Source organism: Enterobacter cloacae complex sp. P16RS2, assembly GCF_014982155.1.
Classification (GTDB): domain Bacteria; phylum Pseudomonadota; class Gammaproteobacteria; order Enterobacterales; family Enterobacteriaceae; genus Enterobacter; species Enterobacter cloacae_M.
The window spans coordinates 7,593-26,744 of record NZ_JADCKW010000039.1; the positions used below are offsets into that span (position 1 = coordinate 7,593).

Genomic DNA, 19,152 nt, shown 5'->3' on the forward strand with positions numbered 1-19,152 from the left:
GATAGATTCAAGCAAGCCAATTTATCGTCAAAATCGGTGTTGCAAAAACGGGAGTGACCATAGATTCCGTTTTCCGCTATTTGAGGAAAGGTCACCCGGCTGAGGGCAGTTTGTCACAGAACACAACATACGGCCCTTCCCTCCCCTGCTGACCCCATCATCCAGGCAAAAACGATCCTTTTTCGATCCTTTCCCGATCCCGCTCTCTGCTCACGCTAAAATAATTGTTTCTGATTTATGGTATATATCCAGAAAGCGGAAATTCAGCGCACACCGCTCTGCGGGTTTTTTCCGTGGCAGGTGCGGTCGCGAGCGACGAAAATGACAGCAGAACTTCATCAGATTGCGCTGCGTGAAAAATGGCCGGGTTGCAGGGGTGTGACCCGCCAGAATTTACACAGCGTGACCAGAACGACGGGGACACCATGACTCTGCCCTCTTTTATTAATACCTCCCCTGCCCTGCCGGCGACAGGACAGCCGGCTGGCCTGGACTACGGCCGCGCACTTTCCCTGCGCGAGATGGCCCGGCACTACACCGAGCTGCCAAAATATCTGCTGGCCCCGGAAGTGGCCGGACTTCTGCACTTTGTTCAGGACTGGAGCCAGCACGCTTTTTTCAATACCTTATGGAATACCGGGGCGCGCCTGAACGAATGCCTTGCCCTGAGGCGACGCGACTTTCACCTTAATGAAAGCATTCCGCATGTCGTTCTGCGCACGGCCAAGCAACGGCGTGCCGGCGGTGGCCGTCCGCGCAAGGGGAAAAGTGCCAACCGCGTTGTCCCGCTCTCCGATCCGGCCTACGTCGATGAGATGCGCCGGCTGTTCGCAAGCACGAAGGAGCAGTTTGAGGATGACCCCATCACCGGCGAACGCCGCGCGCAGCCGGTGTGGAATGTGTCCGACCGGACGGTGCGTAACTGGCTGGTGCGGGCTACGGATGCTGCAAATCGTGACGGTGTCAGACTGAGTATCGACGTCAGCCCCCACACGTTCAGGCACAGTTTTGCGATGCACCTTTTATATGGCCACGTTCACCCGAAGGTGCTTCAGGGTCTGCTGGGCCACGAGAAGTTTGAGAGTACCGAGGTGTACACGAAGATATTCGCGCTCGATATCGCCGCCAGTCAGCAGCTGCGGTTCACCCTCGATACACGTGACGCGTTGCAGCTGCTGCGCGGTAATAATTGAAGCAAGGAAAGGCACATGTTTGATGATGATGATGATGCAGACCAGGAACCCCGGGCCCCTGAACTCAGCCAGGATGTTCAGGCCCTGATCGACAACGGGATGGCGTTTCTAAACAAAGCACGGGAAGAACTCGAGGCCAAGAAGACTAAGTTCTCCCTCGTCAGTTTCTGGACTGCAGTTGAAATCCTGCTGAAAGTACCTCTGGCTCATGAGCACTGGAGTCTTGTCTGCAGCAGAAAGATGCCCCCCAAAAAACAGACCTATCTGGACGGCGATTTTCAGTCCATCACTTATGACGAAACTCGTACCCTCCTTCGTGATGTTCTCCAAAAACCACTGAGTGAGAAAACTCATATCGTTTTCGACAAAGTCCGGAAACACCGAAACCGTGTGGTTCACTTTTATCATCCCTCCTTCAGCGATGCGGAACAGCATCAAATCCGGAAAGAGCAGGCCGATGCCTGGTTCGCCCTTAATCGTCTGATGCGTGATGAATGGGAGTCTCTTTTTGGAGGCATACATAGCCACAGCTGGCAGCTCGCTTATGGTGAAACCCGACTGCTCAGGGGAAATGAGTTTTACGCAGCCATCAAGCTCAGTCAGGTCAAGCAGGAACTGGATGCTCTGGCCAAAGCTGGGGTTAAAATAGACTCCTGTGTTTCCTGCCGGCAAAAGGCACAGATCACAACCACTCAGACAACCGGGAGCAAGGCGTTCACCTTGTTCATTGCTCGGTGCCGTGTTTGCACCGAGCAGTTCCGGCATATCTCGTTTATTTGTACGGAGTGCGATAAGCGCCAGTCATTACCTGAAGGTGATGAGCCCTTTATCTGCGGAAATTGCGGATTGGTGGAAGACCGAATGACACTGCTCAATGAAGAAACGTTCCGGAGCACCGACGAGCAATTATTGTCAATGCTCCCGGCCGGTTGCACAAACTGCATGGTCCCGGACAGCATCTGTCAGCATGGTGATGGTTACCTTTGCACCCAGTGTTTATCCTACTATTCAGAGCTGGACGAGTGTGAATGTTGCAACCACCTGAGCGACAGTGTTCCTGAATTTAGCCAAATTAAAGGCTGTGAATTTTGCGGCGGTGCTAGTCCCTATCATGATGATTGAATCACATTAAAACTCACTTATTGGAATACAATTGTATTACTTAAGTATGTCTATTGAAATCGGCTTAAAGTGGGTGGGATATACACAATTGAAATCTAAATGTATCTCATTTGTATTACATTAAGGGTTTTCTATGTCAACGTGGACCAGTATCTCTATAGGTAACTTCACTCTTTACGATACGCAGAATGACTATCATCAGTGGTATTTTCAGCAAGGTGACCGTGTCAGGGAGATTGTCAAAGAGGAGGACGGAAGCTGGTCAGAGGAGACGTTTATCGGCTATCGGACGACCGTGGCACAGATGCGCCGGCGGTTACAGCTGAACGGATATGACCGGGCAGCTCTCGAACGGGATTTTTCGACTGCTATTGAGTCCTGGAAAGCGGATTCTATTGCTGAGCTGGCCGAACTTGAAAGCAAAGATTACCCTCACGGAGAACATTATCTTCAGTACAGAATCACCTGGCTGAAGCATGTCATCCCGGTTCTTGACAATGTGACGCTGGATGACTGGCTGGACCGGTTAGACAAGGCGGCACATTGGCCGAGTAGCGAGAGTGATTTTTCCCAACTTCTGACGTGGATTGAAACCGGTGATCCTGTGCTTTCCCTGATGGTCAGCTCGGTTGACGGTGATTGCTTATGGGTTCGTGATTCGAACTTTAATTTCCCGTGTACACAACAAGACTTTTACGCTTTAGCGATTCTGCTAATAACCGAGGATGACGCTGTATGCGAACTGGACCTGAAGTGGCTCATTTCTGCCGGATGGACTGATGATTTTGACGATCTGGAAGAGAAACATGCAGGGGCCACGCAACCGCTTAGACATGCCAGACAGAGTCTTTCAGAGTTAAGTGAACTGGTCGCCTCTGCACCCGAAAATCCTGTACTGGTGAGAATGTGTTACTCCGGCATCATTACCGTCATGGAAGCTTACCTTGCAGATATTTTCATACGGGCAGTAAAGCATCCTTCGGTTAAGCGACGTTTCGTTGAAAGCTATGATAAATTCAAGGGCAGCGCCAGAAAACCTCTTTCAGACATTTATAACCAACTTGATTCTCTCGATAAAGTTATCGAAGAGGAGCTATTTAGCCTGTCATTTCACCATATCCCGACCGTTACAAAACTCTATCAGGAATGCCTCCTTGTCAGTTTCCCGCCCGATATATTGAAAGATATAGCGCGTTCAGTGATCATCCGACACGACATTGTTCATCGAAATGGCCGGGATAAGAAAGGGAAGCACCATTTAATTGAGTGCCATCATGTAAATCAGCTTGAGGCTCTCATGCACGGGTTTCTGGCAGGTATAGATAAACAGATTCTGGACGGACTTCAGCAGCAATTTCAGAATGGAAATGACGTACAAATGTAGTTCTTTTGTGCTTCTTTTGAATTTCATTTGTATTTCATTATGAATTCATTTAAACCACATTCTTTGAATGGTTTTCGCTGTCAGGAGAAATATATGGAACTGGTCTGGAAAAAAAATCCGAGAGGGCGGTTTGAAAGGAAACTAAATCTGGCTGAAAAGGAAGCCCTGCTTCACGTCTTCAGTAATGGGCGTAAACCAGGCCGGGCAGATTTACGCATTGTGAATATGGTTCTTGACGAGATGGACAGACAGGAACTGTGGATCAAGTGCGACTGTGTTGACCCGGACCCTGAAGCTGAGGGGCCATTTAATTGTGAAGTGAACGTGGCCAAGTTACGTCATGTGAAGACATCAAGGCCGCATGACGAACACTGTGCGCTGTTTCGTCTGAAAAAAGAGAAGGACGCTGACAACACAGCTGTTGAAGGTAAAACAAGCCCACTGAATCCAGTTGGTGGTGATGACTGGCTCCCGGACAAGAAGAAGGATTCCAGAGCTGCCCCCGTGGATGGACCGGTAGTGCCGCGTAAGCGTAAGCGTAAAATGCTGAAACCCGTTCCGGCCCTTGGGCGTAAATTACTGACGCTTGTCCAGGCTGCGGGCCTGAACCAGCTTGAACTGGTTCCTGAGTACCAGTGCCCAGGGCTTACGGGCGCGATCAGCAGGCTAAAAGACGTGCTGGAAGAGCACTCAATGAGCAACGGCCCCCCCCTGAGCAAGTTATTCAGCTGCGTACCTTGGTTAAGCATCGAGCGTATTGGTTGCATGCTTTCAGAGCTGGAAACGATGCTGGATATCAACAGCCAGAAAAAAGAACCGTGCGTGTATGTCATCGGAATAGCGACAGACGTCAGCCGGGAAGAGGTGGTTTTCAGCGTTCGTGGGAAAGACTTCGTGCACCGGCCGGAGGCACGAGTCAGTATCAATGGTGAAAACACATACAATGTCGGCAGCCGCGCACCCTACTGGACAATTCTGGAATACCGGAGGGGAGGAGATGGTAACGTTTATTGCCATGAAGGCTACGCCCATGCCGCCTACACGCTTGATAATCCAGTTCCCGTCGACAGTAACAGGGAGCGTGAAACCCTGAAGGTGATCATCAACGCCAGCAGTTATGCCGGCCGTCAACCAAATCATCCGGATGCGATCAGTCTCAGCAAGCCCTTGTTCACGACAAAAAGCATCAAGGACGGTGAGGAGGAAGACATTCACCCCGATTTTATCCTGAACGTAGCTCCGGCCAAAGAAAGTTCAGTGACGACCTTCATCATTGAAACGATGGGGTATGAGTCCAGGGAGTACATCGAGCGCAAACACAAAACTCACAGCTGGATGGCGCAAGAAGGGGTGTTGTTAACAGATCCTCCGGGCTGGCCAGCGGCTTCAGATAAAACGTTTAATATCGTTCTGCTCAGACACATTTTCACCGCTGGAAAAATGCGGAGATAGCGCTGAAGCCGAATTGTTTCAGGCAAAGTGTGACAATTAGCCCTGAAGCAGAATTTCAGGATAGAGGATGCTGTTATGCTATCTGTGACAAATGACACTCAGTGCTCAAACTAATGAGTGATAAGTTGCCCTTAGCTAACTGTGACAAACTGCCCTCAATCAGCGGTAAAAAGCTAAGATTCTGAGCTGGTGCGAACCATAATTCCAGTACGGTTCGGGTGTGAAGGTAGCATCTGTGACAAATTACCCTTAACTTTAGAATCAAAGTGTGACGAACCACCCTCATGTTTGTGACATCGAACCCTCAGATTCATCCAGGGGTGATGGATGTTATGTCACTGAAGGAAAAGACTATATGAGTAGTCTGGCGGCCTTTCTTTTTCTCGATATACGATAACCGCATCGGCGTTCTGCTGTTGATTTCATCGACACTCGCCTGCAGGAAACGACGGCGGAAGTCTGGCATACGCTGATAGCTTTGCGGAAGCTGGTAGCGCTCCATGATCCAGTCAATTTTCAGGGATACCACGCCAGAGCCATCCGGCTTACGGTACTGGCATAACGACTCGTAGAGACGCATGGCATAAGGATTCGTGATCTCTTTCGTTTCACTGAGTCGGAACTGTGTAAAACGGTTCTGAAGACCAATGAAGAAAGGGATGAGGTAAGGGTTGATATGTACGCTGTACAGTCCTCTGGATGGACTGTGGGCACGTTTGATGAACCAGGGGAAGGATTCATATCCCTTTTCTTCACCTGCATCTTCTTCAGGGCGATAAAAGACCACTTCCTTACCCGCGAACCCCTTGAGCGCCTGACGGATATCTTTACTGGCCTCGGCGGAGGTCAGGCCGAAGGTTTCCGCATATTTGGCGACCTGAATTTCACAGATCCCATCATGCTCCTGCAGCGTACCGTCAGATTTTCTGATCTGGTCCACAAAGAGATAAAGCATACGCTTTTGATCGCGGGACAGACTGTATGCCGCCTCAGTCAGTTCGTTTGACTGAACAATACGCGGGCTATTCTTACGTTTTTTATGGTTGATAACCGCAACTTCCGTCATGACAGATCCGTGTAAAGTGTGACAGATTTTAAGATTGTCACACTAAATGAAAAAGAGTCAACAGGTAGGGATAACTTTGTGAAATACTGCAGCTTTTGAGGGCAATTTGTCACAGGGTTAAGGGCAATCTGTCACAGATAAACCGGGGTTTTGAGGGTGATTTGTCACACTGAAAGGGCAAATTGTCACAAAGATCCTTCTCAAACCCGCATGAATAAAGGGCTGAGAGACGTTCTAAAAAGGTAAACCTAACAACCTATTAAAAAGATCTTATAAAAATATGTCCGTGGATAAGTGGATAAACCTGAAGGAGCTAACCATTAGACTCCGAGCGTAAGCAGAATTTGTCCGTGCAGTTCCCTGGTGCTTCCTCGCTCACTCGCGGGCTTCGCCCTGCCGTTCGGCTGCGGCGAGCACTACTGGCTCTCTCTGAAAGGCGAAATTTAACCGATCCTCGCTATGGGGATATCTTTCCAGCGAGTGGTGTACGCAGGGGAGAGCATATCGCGTTTCATTTGCCATGCAGGCGCAATCCCTCGCCCGGCAAACCAGACCTGTCCCAGACCGGAATGATTAATGCCATCGAGAACCTTCATCAGCTCAGCGCTGTGAGGACGTGGCGGACGTTCGTCGAACAGCTGCAGCTGCGAAACGCCGGAGCCGGTGAAGTCGTTCAGCATCACACCGGCTTTGGCATACCGGTGCCCGTCCTTCCAGATACGCTCCAGAGCCGTTGTGGCGGCCGCAATGATGTCCCGGGTGTCCTGAGTGGGAGTAAGCAGTTTCTCCGTGGCCACGTTGCCGTAGTAAGGCTCTTTAACCGCGAAGGGGGACGTTTTGATGAATACGGAAATATGACGGCAATACTGGCGCTCTTTACGCAGCTTTTCTGAGGCCCGCTCTGCGTACTGACAGACAGCCTGGCGGAGCGAATCGTATTCAGTGACCTTCTCACCAAAGCTGCGGCTGCAGACAATCTGCTGTTTCACTGGCGGGGCTTCCTCAAGCGACATGCAGCTTTCCCCGTTCAGTTCGCGTACTGTTCGCTCGAGAACGACGGAGAAGTTTTTCCGGATAAAGGCCGGGTTCGTCAGGGCCAGATCGAGCGCGGTTTTGATGCCCAGAACATTGAGCTTGCGTGCAATACGGTTTCCCACGCCCCAGATCTCTTCGACCGGCTGCAGTGAAAGCAGTTTCCGCGTTCGCTGTGGATTTCTCCGGGTCAGGGCGAGCACGCCACGAAACTGTTTCCACTCCTTTGAGGCCCACTGGGCTGATTTTGCAAGGGTTTTCGTCGGCCCTTCACCCACTCCGATGGTCAGACGGGTACAGTCATACACGTGCTGGCGCAGCTGTCGGCCAAAATCCTCCAGGTCCATGCAGTGCTCCACGCCGGTCAGGTCGAGGAACATCTCGTCAATCGAATACTGTTCCACCCTGGGAGCCAGCTCCTCGAGACAGCTCATCACGCGCGCCGACATCGAAGCGTAAAGCTCATAATTGCTTGAAAAACAATATATTTGTTCCTGGTAAAGCTCGTTCTTTATCTGGAACCACGGGGTGCCCATTTTGATCCAGGGCTTCGCCTCGGCGCTGCGTGCGATCACATTTCCGTCGTTGTTGCTCAGGACGACGATCGGCTTTCCTTTCAAATCCGGGCGGAAAACGCGTTCGCAGCTGGCATAAAAGCTGTTCACATCGGCCAGGGCAAACATCAGTACATCTCCCTCGGGCGGTGGATGATGTGCGTGACGACGCCAAAGATATCCAGATCGTCCGGGTCGGGATAAATCGGCGACCAGGCGGCGTTCATGGGCTGCAGCGTCAGTCGTGGCGTCAGCAGCAGCCGTTTGACCGTAAACTCCCCCTGCACGCTGGCCACAACAATATCGCCATGCCGGGGCTTCTCGGCACAGTCCACAACCAGCAGATCGCCATTGTAAAGGCTGCCGTCGGCCATGCTGTCACCGCTGGCGCGAAGGTAGTAAGTCGCGCTCGGATGCCGTATGCAGTAATCATGGAGATCCAGATCAGATTCGACATAGTCAGCTGCAGGGCTGGGAAAACCGCAGCTGGCCAGGTCTGCAAACAACGGATGGGCCTGTGGCGGGAGTTCTTTCCCGGTGCTGAAAAGCTGCAGTTTCATCTTTCCTCCTGACGTCTAAATATACTGGTTATGCATACAGTATATTTAACAGCGTGAGGATAATCCAGATCGCCTGCGACATGAACAGAGTGAGTAACCTAAGCTACTCAAAATGTTAATTGATATCATTTTGATTATTTTATATTGCTCATGATGAGAAATAAGGCTTTTATTTTTCCATTTTGCTCTTATAATATGTATCAAATTGAGTGTAATTGACGGAGCATAATGGTGAATATTTACTGCGATGATGGTTCAACTAATGTTAAGCTGGCATGGTTTGAAGGAAACGAGCTGCAGACCCGGGTTTCTGCTAACTCCTTCCGGCATGGCTGGAAAGTGGCGGAATTCAGTGCTGCAACGTTCAACTATCAGGTGGGCACGCTCAAATACACCTGGGACAGCGTCAGCCGGGATGCCATCCCGACAACAAACGTGGAATATCAGTACGGTGATCTCAACCTGCTGGCCGTGCATCATGCGCTGCTGAACAGCGGACTTGAGCCGCAGCCGGTGAGCCTGACCGTGACGCTGCCCCTGAGCGAGTATTATGACGGGGACTGCCAGCGGAACGAGGAGAATATCCGACGCAAACGGGAAAACCTGATGCGTGAGCTGGTTTTGAATAAGGGCAGGGCATTTACCGTAACGGACGTGAAGGTGATGCCGGAATCACTGCCGGCGGCGTTCTCCCGTCTCGCGGAGCTGAAGCCCGGACCCGCAGAGACCACCCTGATTATCGATCTCGGCGGAACCACGCTCGACGCCGGCGTGATTGTCGGACAGTTTGACGATATCAGTGCGGTACACGGCAATCCGTCTGTCGGCGTGTCACAGGTCACCCGCGCAGCTGCAGGCGCGCTGCGGGCGGCAGACAGCGAAACCAGCGCGCTTATTGCTGACACGGTCATCCGCAACCGCAATGATCGTCAGTATCTGCAGCGTGTGATCAACGATGCCGGAAAAATAGACGATGTTCTGAACAAAATTACAGAGGCCATCACTTCCCTGGGCGCGCGTGTCACCAGTGAGCTGACGGCCTTCAGGAACGTTAACCGGGTATTCCTGGTCGGGGGAGGGGCATCCCTCATTGAAGAGGCTATCCGTCAGGCCTGGCCTCTGGCTCCTGACCGTATCGAGGTTATAGGCGATCCGCAGCTGGCGCTGGCCAGAGAGATTGCCCTTTACAATAAAGAGGATTAAACGTGCCGGACGGCCAGTATTCTTTCTATCTGCACAGCGACGATCGCACCGACATCGCGGCGATGGCGACCATCAGCACCATCTCACAGCCCCTGCGCGGTGACTTCATCCGGACCGCCGCCACCGCCGGGGCGGTGATGTACCAGACGGATGCCCGTTTACCGGCGCTGATCCCGGTGTTCTTTGACGGGCAGCTGAGCGCCATCCGGCTTTGCGCCGTGATGGCCCTGGTCTCCGGTACCTGGTCTTCACTCTCAGGACTTCCAGATGAGCCTGATGGTGGCGTGGCGGCTCTGGCCATGTCACCGGAGACGGAATACCAGCGCCGGCGTTACACCCTGACGCTTCAGGATGACCGGAGCAGTGAACGGGTTGAGCGTGTGCTGACGGGCGTGTCATCCCGCCTGCGTGGAGAGCTGCTGAGAAACCTGATTATCACCGGTCTGGCCCTGCATACGACCGCGCCGGAGCTGCCGCGTCTGCTGGCCAGCATGCCGGTACCGCCCGGCACGGTCAGCGAGCTGCAGGTTCTGGTTCAGCAGATGGCCGGTACAGCTGGCGTGAGTAAGGCTGCAGTACCGGAGAAACCAGCGCAGCCTGCCGCACCGGTAACCGGTGAAGTGACCAGGATAAAGAAAAATATGCAACGGGCATTCGGAGACTAGAACATGTCAGTGATTAAACAGAAGGCAGAGCAGTGCATTCATAACTTTCTGCGTGCCCGGAACGTGCCTGAATCTCAGTGGCCGGATCTGGTCAAAAAGACCGGCAGGGGAATGATACTGGCAGGCGTGGCCGTTGTGGTTCCCGGCGTTCTGGCTGATAACATCTCCCTGCCGGTGACAATCGCGATGCAGGTCTGCTATGCCTCACTGATCGGCCTCGGGGTTCTCCTGGCGTTTGACGAGAAAAAACCAAAGGGACGGGGATGAATATGAACATTAACCTGAAGGAAACGGTATGAAGCTTGAAGACCTGACAGGAGACGAACGTACGCTCGTAATTGTGGCCCTGCAGGCGCTGCATCGCCAGCGGGTTTCAGCATACAACTCGACCCTGACGGCATGCAGCTTGTCGGGAAAGAATCCGCCTGCAGATGATGTTTTTGGGCTGCATGAAGTGCAGGAGGCACTGCGCAGAATTGGTGCGGCACCGGAGAGCCGTTAAATCCGGTACCTGCACTTCAGAAAAAAACGGCAGGGTGACATCAACCCCTGCCGTAAGCATACTTGCTGTTATTGTTCTGAAAGTTTAGAAGCAGTTTGCGTTAAGTCAAAATATATCGTCATGAATTATCAGATTTATTTCCTTTCTCCTCCAGGACAACGCCCCGCCGTGCCTTCACGCTAACCCGGCCGCTTCTGCCTCCAGGGAAGCTGTCGCCTCCGTCCTCACCCGTTCGCGCCCTGCACGGTGCATTCAGCCCGTGAAGGGCTTGCGCTGCGGCTTCGGCGTCGCCCTGGCGTCTTCCGCTTTTCGCCGGGTTTTTGTGGCGGCACGGCGCAAGAGGGTGCCGGATGCTGAGGACACAACCATGTTCAGACTGACCTGTATTGAACTGAATAACGGCGAATTTGCCGTGTATATCAACAACCACTACCTGGGGAGCGAGGATGCCAGCAGTGAACGACTGTGCCTGGGTGAAATCCGGGAGCAGCTTTCCCAGCTCCCGGGCGTGGAATTACAGACCCTGCATGAAGCGGTGCCGGAGGAGGATGACTGGTGCTGGAATGACATCGCCGATCGCGTGCTGCCGCCTGTTTCAGCCAGCCGGGATGATGTGACGGTGGCAGGACTCATGGCCAGGCTGAAGCAGTACCCACCGGATGCACTGTGTCTGGGGACATTCTGGCTGGCAGATGATTTTCTTTCACTTGATGACAGTCTGTCTGAAGAGAAAATTGCAGAAGCCATGCGTATCTGCGACCGAAGCCATGATGCCGGAATCGGATTTAACTGGGACACGCTGCAGATTGCCATTGACGGAGTGAAGGGGCGCTGACGAAAAAAAGCAGGACGCTTTCCGGGAAAAGAGCGTCCTCAAATGTGTCATATTCGTTTTAAGTGAAAACCCATCAGATGTTTTCGGCACAGATAATTGCACAATCGCTGCCTTTTTTCACCTGCCATATATCCGACTGAAAAAAAAGGACGTCTCCGGTCGGGGACGTCCTGAAATCAAAGGCACACATGTAAGATAACGGCGCGAATCCATTATCAGTGTGCATTCTGCCATACCCTGCCTGACTCATCAGCTACCAGAACCGGCACCGAAGGATGTCGGTTCCCTCCGCCTTATTGCCGCCAGCCGGCGGCGTGTTCAACGCCGTGCCTTCACGCTAACCCGGCCGCTGCGGTCGCAAGGGTTCACGTTGTCTCCGTCCTCACCCGTTCGCACCTTTCACGGCGCATTCAGCCCGTGAAAGGCTTGCGCTGCGGCTTGCGGCGTCGCCCCTGCGCCCTCCGCTCAGAGCCGGGTTTTTGTGGCGGCACGGCGCAAGAGGGTGCCGCATATCAGAGAGGAGTGTGTCTATGTCCCGTTTTATTCTGGGTGACTGCGTGCAGGTGATGTCCCGTTTCCCGGGGCGTGCCGTCGATTTTATTCTTACCGATCCGCCGTATCTGGTTGGCTATAAAGACCGTACCGGGCGCACCCTGGCCGGGGACAACTCAGCCGAATGGCTCCAGCCCGCCTGTCATGAAATGTACCGCGTGCTGAAAAACGACAGCCTGATGGTGAGTTTCTATGCCTGGAACCGCGCGGATCTGTTTCTGAATGCGTGGAAAACAGCAGGTTTCCGGGTGGTTGGCCATATCGTCTTTGCCAAGAGCTATGCCTCAAAATCGACGTTCGTGGGTTACACCCATGAGAGCGCCTACCTGCTGGCGAAGGGAAGGCCGCAAACCCCGGACCGTCCCATCCCGGACGTGATCCCCTGGAAATACACGGGCAACCGACATCACCCGACTGAGAAGCCGGTGCAGAGCCTGCGACCGCTGATTGAATCGCTCACGCGTCCGGGGGCCATTGTCCTTGACCCGTTCGCCGGCAGCGGCTCCACCTGCGTGGCCGCCGCCGAAGCCAGCCGCCGCTATATCGGGATCGAGATGCTTGAGCAGTACCACGCCGCCGGCGTTCGACGTCTGGCACAGGTTGATCGGGCGAGAAGGATGCCGGCGGCCAATGACGGTGCGTTTTACCCCGACTATCCGGAGGCGGCATGAACTACCCGGGCCTTGAACACCTGCGCGCGGACGTGGCCGCGCTCAGCAATGCCATGTGTGACGTGCGGATGCTGCTGAACCGCCTCGAATCGCAGCACCGGCACGACGCGGCAACGCTTACCGAACGTATGGCTGCGCAGACTCTGCGCCGGATCAACACCCTGCTTCTTGAAGCCTACCGCGAAGCCCTGGTGCTGGACGAAACCTTTCAGGACTAACTGACCCTGCCGGGCTGATGCCCGGCCTGTAACCCCTTACAAGAGAGAAAAAACGATGTACGGAACCCGCGAAGACCTTTGTGTACAGCTTGAAAACATGTTCACGTTTGACGAACCCCTGGTCCTGCTGATCTGGACGGAAGAGGGGATTAGCGTAGCCTGCCGTGAAGCCCTGCCAGAACCGGACGGGGCTGAAATCCGGGAGGTGATGAAGGCGCTAGGCGAAATGAAAATGACGCAATACCGCCAGGAGGGGGTAAATAATCTGACAGTCAGCGATCTCCTGGCCCGTCAGCGCGAAGCGGCAAACCGTCAGGTGAGTGTTCCAGCGGTACTCCTGTCCCGCGTCCTGCGTAACTATGAATGCGAGCTGGAAAACCGGATCGGTATGGCCTGGGAAGCCGGGCGGCAGGAGCCAGAAACCGTCAGGAATGAGCTGAAGGACGTTCACGCATTACAGGAGACGCTGGCCGCGTAAGGGAGAGAGCCGGGGTAACGCCCCGGCAACCGGTGGACATCCACAGCGAATAAGATACCCTCTTAATTAGCAACCTTCTATTGGGGCCAAAAGGATTCAATCTAGTTGGGAGTGCATGTGAAGGCCAGCTTTGAGCGATCTGCGGACATTTCTAACAGCATTCTGATGAATAGCGGGGAGCAGGTCAGACCGCCGGGAGTAAAAGGGCATTCGCACCAGACGCCTGCGCATCATCTGCCAGATGCAGAATGGCATCGGTACTGATTGCCCCTACACAAACATTAAGGTGATGTGGTCTTTAGTTTATGATTTCCGTAATGCGTAATTGCGTCTGATAACGTTTTTGCGAATGCTTCCAGTACATCAATCGCTTCAGGAAGGAAGCTTTCATCCATCGTTATGGAGTTGAAGTCGTTGAGAGAAATCCCTGAAAATTCTGTTGTAGCTTGTTCAAACGCAAAAAGGGTGCGCCTTTCCTTTTTATCTCTTTCAATATCAGGTTTGCTTTTAACATCCTTATATTCATAATATTTTCCATCATTATGAGCAAAGAAATTTCGTATCACTGAGAGATGCTTTAAATCAGGAGCATTGTTATAGCCAATGGCTTTTCTGAGTAGCTCTTCTGTTCCTTCAACAATTCCTCTTGAAAGCTTTTTATTATAACCTGTGTCTCGAATCATAATCTCTCTACAGGCAGACATGTGATATTCAAAGATTCCAAAAATAGTCAGGAAGGCTGACCTGCGTGAAAGTTGTGTGATTAGGTGCTCATGTTGAGCTTTTGCTTCACTTTCCTCATAGCTGACACAGGAACCACATGAATAGACTTTCTGAGTGTACTGATAGATGTTACCCTCCTCATCTTCATGCTCATCACCGTACTCACTTTCAACTACTTCAGTGTTAGCTATGGAGTTGTTTATAGCGTGCTCAGTTTGCTCAGCAAGCATTCTCATATCCGCTATAGATGAAGTGGCACCAAAGAGTGCAAGATTAAAATAAAAATTAGACATTATTCCTCTGCTTTAAAATCACAGGTTAGTGATCCTAGCCACGTAATGTGGGCACCGCACTAATTGAGATTCTGGTTTTCAAATTGTTCAGGGCTGAGACCAACACAAGCGCTGTGATCTTAACCCGCCATCTCCACACATCATATAATTGGTGAGTTTTCAGCACTGTCCGCTTCTGGCACGCAACGGACATTGCTGACTGAGCTAAAGGTCCGCAGTGAGCGAAAAGCAGACAATCACAATAAAGTTATTGCTGAGGTCAGAAAGACCCAGCATTTAATCTTGTGCAAAACGTAACTAGCCCTAAGGTGCCACACCTGTTTTTAAGTCAAATTATCGATGTAAAACCACCTGATAGCTCATTGCTATGTAAATCAATATGATTCAAAAAAATCCTGAGTAGATGGTTTTGTGTTAAGAATTATTCACCATCATGTTAAATGAAAGTAGATTTGAGTATAAAAAGGTAAACCCCTTTTAAAACATATGGTTAACTAAGAGCTTGCAGCATTCTTACAGAATTTATTTAAATTTTAAGTGCTTACTTCCTTTGAATGCTTTCTTTAAATCCTTTTGAAATTTATCAATGAGCTTGTCTGCATAGTCTTCTGCGATATTCATCGCTTTAGCCTTAACAACAAAGATGAGAGAAGTCACATCATTTTCGCGCCCGCAGTTTGCGCACACAATCAGCGAGCCATGAAGAGGGGCGTAGTTTTCGTGTGGCAATGCAAACAGCACGGAGTGGCAGAAAGTACATCTCAGGCCGATGGATTTCTTCAGTTCTTCCATGTGGCTTACCTTTTTATAAAAGTCCGGTAAGAGAACCAGCAACACCGCCTACCACAGAAGAAGTGAGTGGATGCTCCAGGAACTTTGTTAAAAGCGACTTAGCTTCTGCCTTTTCTTCTGAAGTCGCTTCAGCACGGTCAATTTTGTCTATCACTTCCTGAAAGACATTGTAAATATTTTGCGTATTACCATCGCCTACCTGAGCTGACCCGGCAACATGGATAGCGCCAATCGTATAACTGCTCCTTGCAAGTTCATAAGAGCGGTTCTTACCGTGCTTAACCGACAGCGCGCGGCTCTGTCCTTCTTCTGTTAATACCACACGTTCGTATCTGGTTGACATGTTTTTCAACAAGCCGCGTGAATGGCATCTATTTATAATTTCGAATAAATTTTCTTCTGACCAACCATGTAACTTTTCTATAGCATTACGATCCCCTTGCCCCTGAGCAAAACCCCAATACGTATCCTTTATAGTTCCCCCGATTCGTTCCATATCGTCATTCATAAAAATCAATAAAGCATCAATATCGTTTTGAATTTTATCCGGATCCATTTTTATTCCTTTTTAACAGAGTGCTGAAGTTGAGATCTAGGGATGTATAGCCATTATAATTTACGCCTGAGCTTGACGTTCATACAATTTATCACATTCAGGGAATAATACATGGACACAATCAGAGGTGTAAGCATCCCTGCAAAAAGAACCATCAACTTTTATAGTCTCTGGCACTCCAACTTCCGCTGTTGGCACAAAGCTGCCCGTTGGCCAAATGGAAGTAGGCACATTTGAACCTGTCCTGCATCAGTCAGTTCTTTAAGTCAGCTTGTAGTAACAGAATCTAGAGCTATACGTGAACTGAACGCTGTATTTGACTTTAGTACCCCGAAGACTATATGGATTAGTTTCCGCATGACGGCTCCGACGACGAGCATTCTCGGTTTGCCTGCAAGCAACAAACGTTGCCCGAATGCCTTAATGTCGGGGTTATGCTTCAATGCAGTCAGAGCTGGCATATATAGGGCACTTCTTAGTCGCGCGTCTCCCATTTTTGACATGCGCGTCTTACCTCTGACAGAGCTACCTGATTGATGATGACGAGGATTTAGACCTAAATACGCAGTTACTTCCTTAGCTTTCCTGAATTCTTTACCAGATATGAACGATAGGATGAGATGGCTTGATATAGATCCTATACCTGGAACTGACTGTATTAGCTCGTCCTGCTTTTTCAGCTCGTCATGGCTCCTTACATGAGCGTGTAACTCCTGACGGACGGCCTCGATTTCCTTTTTCAATTGGTTAATGATGCGATCGAGAGAAGCCTGAATATTTGCGTCAGCATTCTCACGACGGTTGCACTCCATTCTTAACATGCCATTGAGCGCGCTGATACGACGAACAAGGGCCTGCAACTTTCTCACTGGTGCAGGCATCGGTTTCAATCTCTCAGGATTGGCTGCTTTGCAGAAACGGGCAATCAGTTTTGAGTCTGCCCTGTCAGTTTTAGTGCGCGAAAGCTCGGATGCGCCGTATCCCTTAATACGAGCAGGATTCACAACACTGACCTTTAAGTTCCTTTCATACAGAAAGGTTGCGAGCCCCGTGCCGTAGTCACCAGTTGCCTCCAGGCATGCGTGAATGTCCTGCTTGTTCTCTGTATTGAGCCACTTGTAAAAAGCCAAGAAACCGGCAGAAGTGTTTGCAAAAGCTCTGCATCGGTAATTTCCGTCACAGAGTTCTGCAACATCAAATTTCTTGCTGGCGATATCGATACCAAGATAAACAGTCATAACCTTTCCTCATTGAGTTCAGCACTGACCTACCTTGCAAATACAGGCTCACCGGTGTGCGGGGCCTTAGATACCCTTCGGTCATTCACTGAATGAAAGGCAAAGCGGTAGTTATCTTATTCACTGGCTTGTTAGCCACAGGATGTCACCGGCCTGCTTTGCCCTGAACATGGTCGTTAACGTAGAGAATTAACTCATTCTGTATAGCTGATAATACAAGGATGTCAGTATCTTCCGCTTTTATCCTCCGCTGCCCTCCGGGCCACGTCGGGACAATGAAACTCCCCTGAAGCTCCGTGCGGTGACGGCATGCGCCGTGACTTCACTGTAGCCCGGCCGCATCGGCCACAAGGGTTCGCTCACGCCTCCGTCCTCACCCGTTCGCACCCTTCACGGTGCATTCAGCCCGTGAAGGCTTTGCGCTGCGGCTTGCGGCGTCGCCCCTGTGTCCTCCGCTTTTCGCCGGTCTGTCGTGTCGTCACGGCGATGCCGGAACCGAGAATATGTTAACCGTGGAGGATCTATGAACCAGACCGTGGCCTGTGATGCTGTTCGTCTTGAGGGTGCGCAGCGCCTGACTTTCCTGCCTGATTTGTTTGGCGGCGATTTTATGACGTCCGAGGCATCCGTGTACGCCTATGCCCAGCGTTACTGCCCTGAGTATCTGGGGGGATTCTGGCAGTTTTACCGGCTGCCGGAAGGTGGCGGATATATGGCGCCTGACGTGGAGAGCCTGACCCTGTGCAATCCGGACAACTGGTTTGAGCAGACTGTCAGCGGGGAGGTGGCGGGGATCATCCTCACGGCGCTGGTACTGAATCACCGGAGCTGGCACCACAGTAACCATGACCATGAGGAGCTGTGCCGCCACTTCTGCCGCCGTTATGAGCAGCTTATGGCATTTGCTGATACCCATCCTGAAAGCGCCACGATCTGGCGTGCTCTTGACTGATTCACCACGGGCGGCAATGCCGCCCCACTAATGGAGAAAAACATGATTGGTACAGCAAAAGAGATAGCCATCGAAATGCTGCGTGATGACGATAATGACGGCGAGAAATTTGTATTCGCCAGCTGGAGCCGGAACGATATTCGCGGTCTCTGCATTGACTGGGATCTCAGTGATGAAGAGATCGACGTGGTGATGGAAAGACTGGAGGCAGAGTTGTATCCCTCCGGATGTGTCCCTCTCATCTACAACATTGTTGAGGTGATGGTGGAAGAAAAACGGAAACACCGTAATGTCACCATTCCGGCAGCGGCGCTTGCGGTGGTGATGCAGCTTGCAGGGAAGGAAATGGAGCGTATCGCCGTATGCGCTGAGGATGGCGGCGGATCGGCAGAAGAAACCCTGAAAGAAGAAAACGACGTCATGTTGAGCCTGCGCGCTGCGCTCGATGCCTGACAGAGAAACCGGAGGCGTTGCCTCCGGAAACTGAAAAAAGGAGAACACCATGCAACTGTCACCGGAAACCCGCAGCATCCTGCGCCAGTATAAAACGCTCATCAACGAGCGACGTCGCGAATCCGGACTCAGCCCCGTAACCACATCGAAAGTGCTGGACGAGATCTGCGAATCGGCTACCCGCCAGTGTGCCGTCTATCTTTGCGGCCACTTCATTCTCCAGGGCGGTGAGGGGGATGCACAGTAAATAATCCGGGCGGGGCATATGCGCCGCCTGTTCGCGCGCGAAAACACTGTCATCCCTTCGGGCTGACGGGGCGGCAAGGCCAGCGCCTGCGGCGCTGCCCCCTCCCGTCCTGGTGTAAGTCAGGATAAATGCAGAGGAATGCCATTGTGAGAGCAAATTGTCACGGATACGGTCCTGCGTGGCGTGGCGTGGCGTGGCGGCTCTGAAACCCGATCAGCAAATCCTCTGAAAACACCTGAATCCCACTTCTGGCCCCCTTCGGCTCCCGGCCAGCGTTGCTGTCCGGTCGTCGAGCCCCACTCCGCCAGGGCGGCCGCTGCGCACCCGCCGGGCTCCGCCGAACCCCTCCGGGTTTCGGGCTGACGCTAGGGTCTGATGGCTAAGGTCAAAGGCTGCGGCTTCTCCGGCCGT

General features: G+C 51.9%; 22 protein-coding genes and 1 pseudogene. 15 read left to right on the forward strand and 8 right to left on the reverse strand.

Translation table 11 applies throughout. The annotated features are described in order from the left end of the window. The first annotated feature begins 425 nt into the window (after positions 1-425). The 4 genes from INF68_RS20430 to INF68_RS20445 all read left to right on the forward strand — a co-directional run bounded on the left by INF68_RS20430 (position 426) and on the right by INF68_RS20445 (position 5,151). Positions 426-1,193, forward strand: a complete 768-nt coding sequence (locus INF68_RS20430) for a tyrosine-type recombinase/integrase (RefSeq protein WP_063854616.1) — start codon at positions 426-428, stop codon at positions 1,191-1,193. Between the two features lie 15 nt (positions 1,194-1,208). Then, on the forward strand, positions 1,209-2,315 hold the full coding sequence (locus INF68_RS20435; RefSeq protein WP_063854617.1) for a hypothetical protein: 1,107 nt from the start codon (positions 1,209-1,211) through the stop codon (positions 2,313-2,315). A gap of 133 nt (positions 2,316-2,448) precedes the next feature. Then, the gene (locus INF68_RS20440) at positions 2,449-3,699 is read left to right on the forward strand and encodes a HEPN/Toprim-associated domain-containing protein (RefSeq protein WP_063854618.1); all 1,251 of its coding nucleotides are present in this window, start codon (positions 2,449-2,451) and stop codon (positions 3,697-3,699) included. A gap of 93 nt (positions 3,700-3,792) precedes the next feature. Continuing rightward, positions 3,793-5,151 carry a hypothetical protein gene (locus INF68_RS20445; RefSeq protein WP_063854619.1) on the forward strand — a complete coding sequence of 453 codons (1,359 nt, stop codon included), beginning with the start codon at positions 3,793-3,795 and terminating at the stop codon, positions 5,149-5,151. A 310-nt stretch (positions 5,152-5,461) separates the two neighbouring features. On the opposite strand, the gene repE is transcribed toward INF68_RS20445, so the two are convergent. The 3 genes from repE to umuD form a co-directional block, all read right to left on the reverse strand. Further along, positions 5,462-6,217: a replication initiation protein RepE gene (gene repE, locus INF68_RS20450; protein WP_045261329.1), complete on the reverse strand. Its 756-nt coding sequence runs from the start codon at positions 6,215-6,217 to the stop codon at positions 5,462-5,464. A gap of 443 nt (positions 6,218-6,660) precedes the next feature. After that, positions 6,661-7,932, reverse strand: a complete 1,272-nt coding sequence (locus tag INF68_RS20455; RefSeq protein ID WP_063854620.1) for a Y-family DNA polymerase — start codon at positions 7,930-7,932, stop codon at positions 6,661-6,663. Next, a complete protein-coding gene (gene umuD, locus INF68_RS20460; protein ID WP_032663686.1) occupies positions 7,932-8,363 on the reverse strand; it encodes a translesion error-prone DNA polymerase V autoproteolytic subunit in 432 nt (143 codons plus the stop codon). Before umuD ends, INF68_RS20455 begins: the two co-directional genes overlap by 1 nt. 231 nt (positions 8,364-8,594) lie before the next feature. Between umuD and parM the strand changes: the two genes are divergently transcribed. From parM to INF68_RS20500, 8 genes are all read left to right on the forward strand, one after another. Next, on the forward strand, positions 8,595-9,566 hold the full coding sequence (parM, locus tag INF68_RS20465) for a plasmid segregation protein ParM domain-containing protein (RefSeq protein ID WP_080336844.1): 972 nt from the start codon (positions 8,595-8,597) through the stop codon (positions 9,564-9,566). 2 nt (positions 9,567-9,568) lie between these two features. Continuing rightward, on the forward strand, positions 9,569-10,231 hold the full coding sequence (locus tag INF68_RS20470) for a plasmid partitioning/stability family protein (RefSeq protein WP_063854622.1): 663 nt from the start codon (positions 9,569-9,571) through the stop codon (positions 10,229-10,231). Between the two features lie 3 nt (positions 10,232-10,234). Further along, entirely contained in the window at positions 10,235-10,498 is a 264-nt protein-coding gene (locus INF68_RS20475) for a hypothetical protein (protein ID WP_032663691.1), read from the forward strand. Positions 10,499-10,526: 28 nt separating this feature from the next. Further along, complete coding sequence (locus INF68_RS20480; RefSeq protein WP_045261334.1) at positions 10,527-10,733, forward strand: hypothetical protein; 207 nt, start codon at positions 10,527-10,529, stop codon at positions 10,731-10,733. Positions 10,734-11,100: 367 nt separating this feature from the next. Next, positions 11,101-11,568, forward strand: coding sequence for a hypothetical protein (locus INF68_RS20485; protein WP_063854623.1), 468 nt, complete (start codon positions 11,101-11,103; stop codon positions 11,566-11,568). A gap of 530 nt (positions 11,569-12,098) precedes the next feature. After that, on the forward strand, positions 12,099-12,791 hold the full coding sequence (locus INF68_RS20490; RefSeq protein WP_063854624.1) for a DNA methylase: 693 nt from the start codon (positions 12,099-12,101) through the stop codon (positions 12,789-12,791). Beyond that, the gene (locus tag INF68_RS20495) at positions 12,788-13,009 is read left to right on the forward strand and encodes a hypothetical protein (RefSeq protein WP_013087144.1); all 222 of its coding nucleotides are present in this window, start codon (positions 12,788-12,790) and stop codon (positions 13,007-13,009) included. Before INF68_RS20490 ends, INF68_RS20495 begins: the two co-directional genes overlap by 4 nt. Positions 13,010-13,064: 55 nt before the next feature. After that, positions 13,065-13,487 (forward strand): DUF1380 family protein, encoded by a 423-nt coding sequence (locus tag INF68_RS20500; protein WP_063854625.1) that lies wholly within the window; start codon positions 13,065-13,067, stop codon positions 13,485-13,487. Positions 13,488-13,674: 187 nt separating this feature from the next. Here the strand turns inward: INF68_RS20500 and INF68_RS23320 are convergent. From INF68_RS23320 to INF68_RS20520, 5 genes and pseudogenes are all read right to left on the reverse strand, one after another. Further along, a pseudogene (locus tag INF68_RS23320) lies at positions 13,675-13,767 on the reverse strand (dihydrodipicolinate synthase family protein); the annotation flags it as partial. A 1-nt stretch (position 13,768) separates the two neighbouring features. Beyond that, positions 13,769-14,503 carry a hypothetical protein gene (locus tag INF68_RS20505; RefSeq protein WP_063854626.1) on the reverse strand — a complete coding sequence of 245 codons (735 nt, stop codon included), beginning with the start codon at positions 14,501-14,503 and terminating at the stop codon, positions 13,769-13,771. Positions 14,504-15,025: 522 nt separating this feature from the next. Continuing rightward, positions 15,026-15,295, reverse strand: a complete 270-nt coding sequence (locus INF68_RS20510; RefSeq protein ID WP_063854627.1) for a hypothetical protein — start codon at positions 15,293-15,295, stop codon at positions 15,026-15,028. Between the two features lie 13 nt (positions 15,296-15,308). After that, positions 15,309-15,851 (reverse strand): hypothetical protein, encoded by a 543-nt coding sequence (locus INF68_RS20515; RefSeq protein ID WP_063854628.1) that lies wholly within the window; start codon positions 15,849-15,851, stop codon positions 15,309-15,311. A gap of 266 nt (positions 15,852-16,117) precedes the next feature. Further along, complete coding sequence (locus INF68_RS20520; protein WP_063854629.1) at positions 16,118-17,089, reverse strand: IS110 family transposase; 972 nt, start codon at positions 17,087-17,089, stop codon at positions 16,118-16,120. 523 nt (positions 17,090-17,612) lie between these two features. Between INF68_RS20520 and INF68_RS20525 the strand changes: the two genes are divergently transcribed. The 3 genes from INF68_RS20525 to INF68_RS20535 are packed head-to-tail and all read left to right on the forward strand — an operon-like array spanning position 17,613 to position 18,741. Further along, positions 17,613-18,041 carry an antirestriction protein gene (locus INF68_RS20525; RefSeq protein ID WP_063854630.1) on the forward strand — a complete coding sequence of 143 codons (429 nt, stop codon included), beginning with the start codon at positions 17,613-17,615 and terminating at the stop codon, positions 18,039-18,041. A 42-nt stretch (positions 18,042-18,083) separates the two neighbouring features. After that, entirely contained in the window at positions 18,084-18,494 is a 411-nt protein-coding gene (locus INF68_RS20530) for a DUF1380 family protein (RefSeq protein ID WP_032663704.1), read from the forward strand. 49 nt (positions 18,495-18,543) lie between these two features. Next, entirely contained in the window at positions 18,544-18,741 is a 198-nt protein-coding gene (locus tag INF68_RS20535) for a hypothetical protein (RefSeq protein WP_063854631.1), read from the forward strand. The last annotated feature ends 411 nt before the right edge of the window (positions 18,742-19,152 follow it).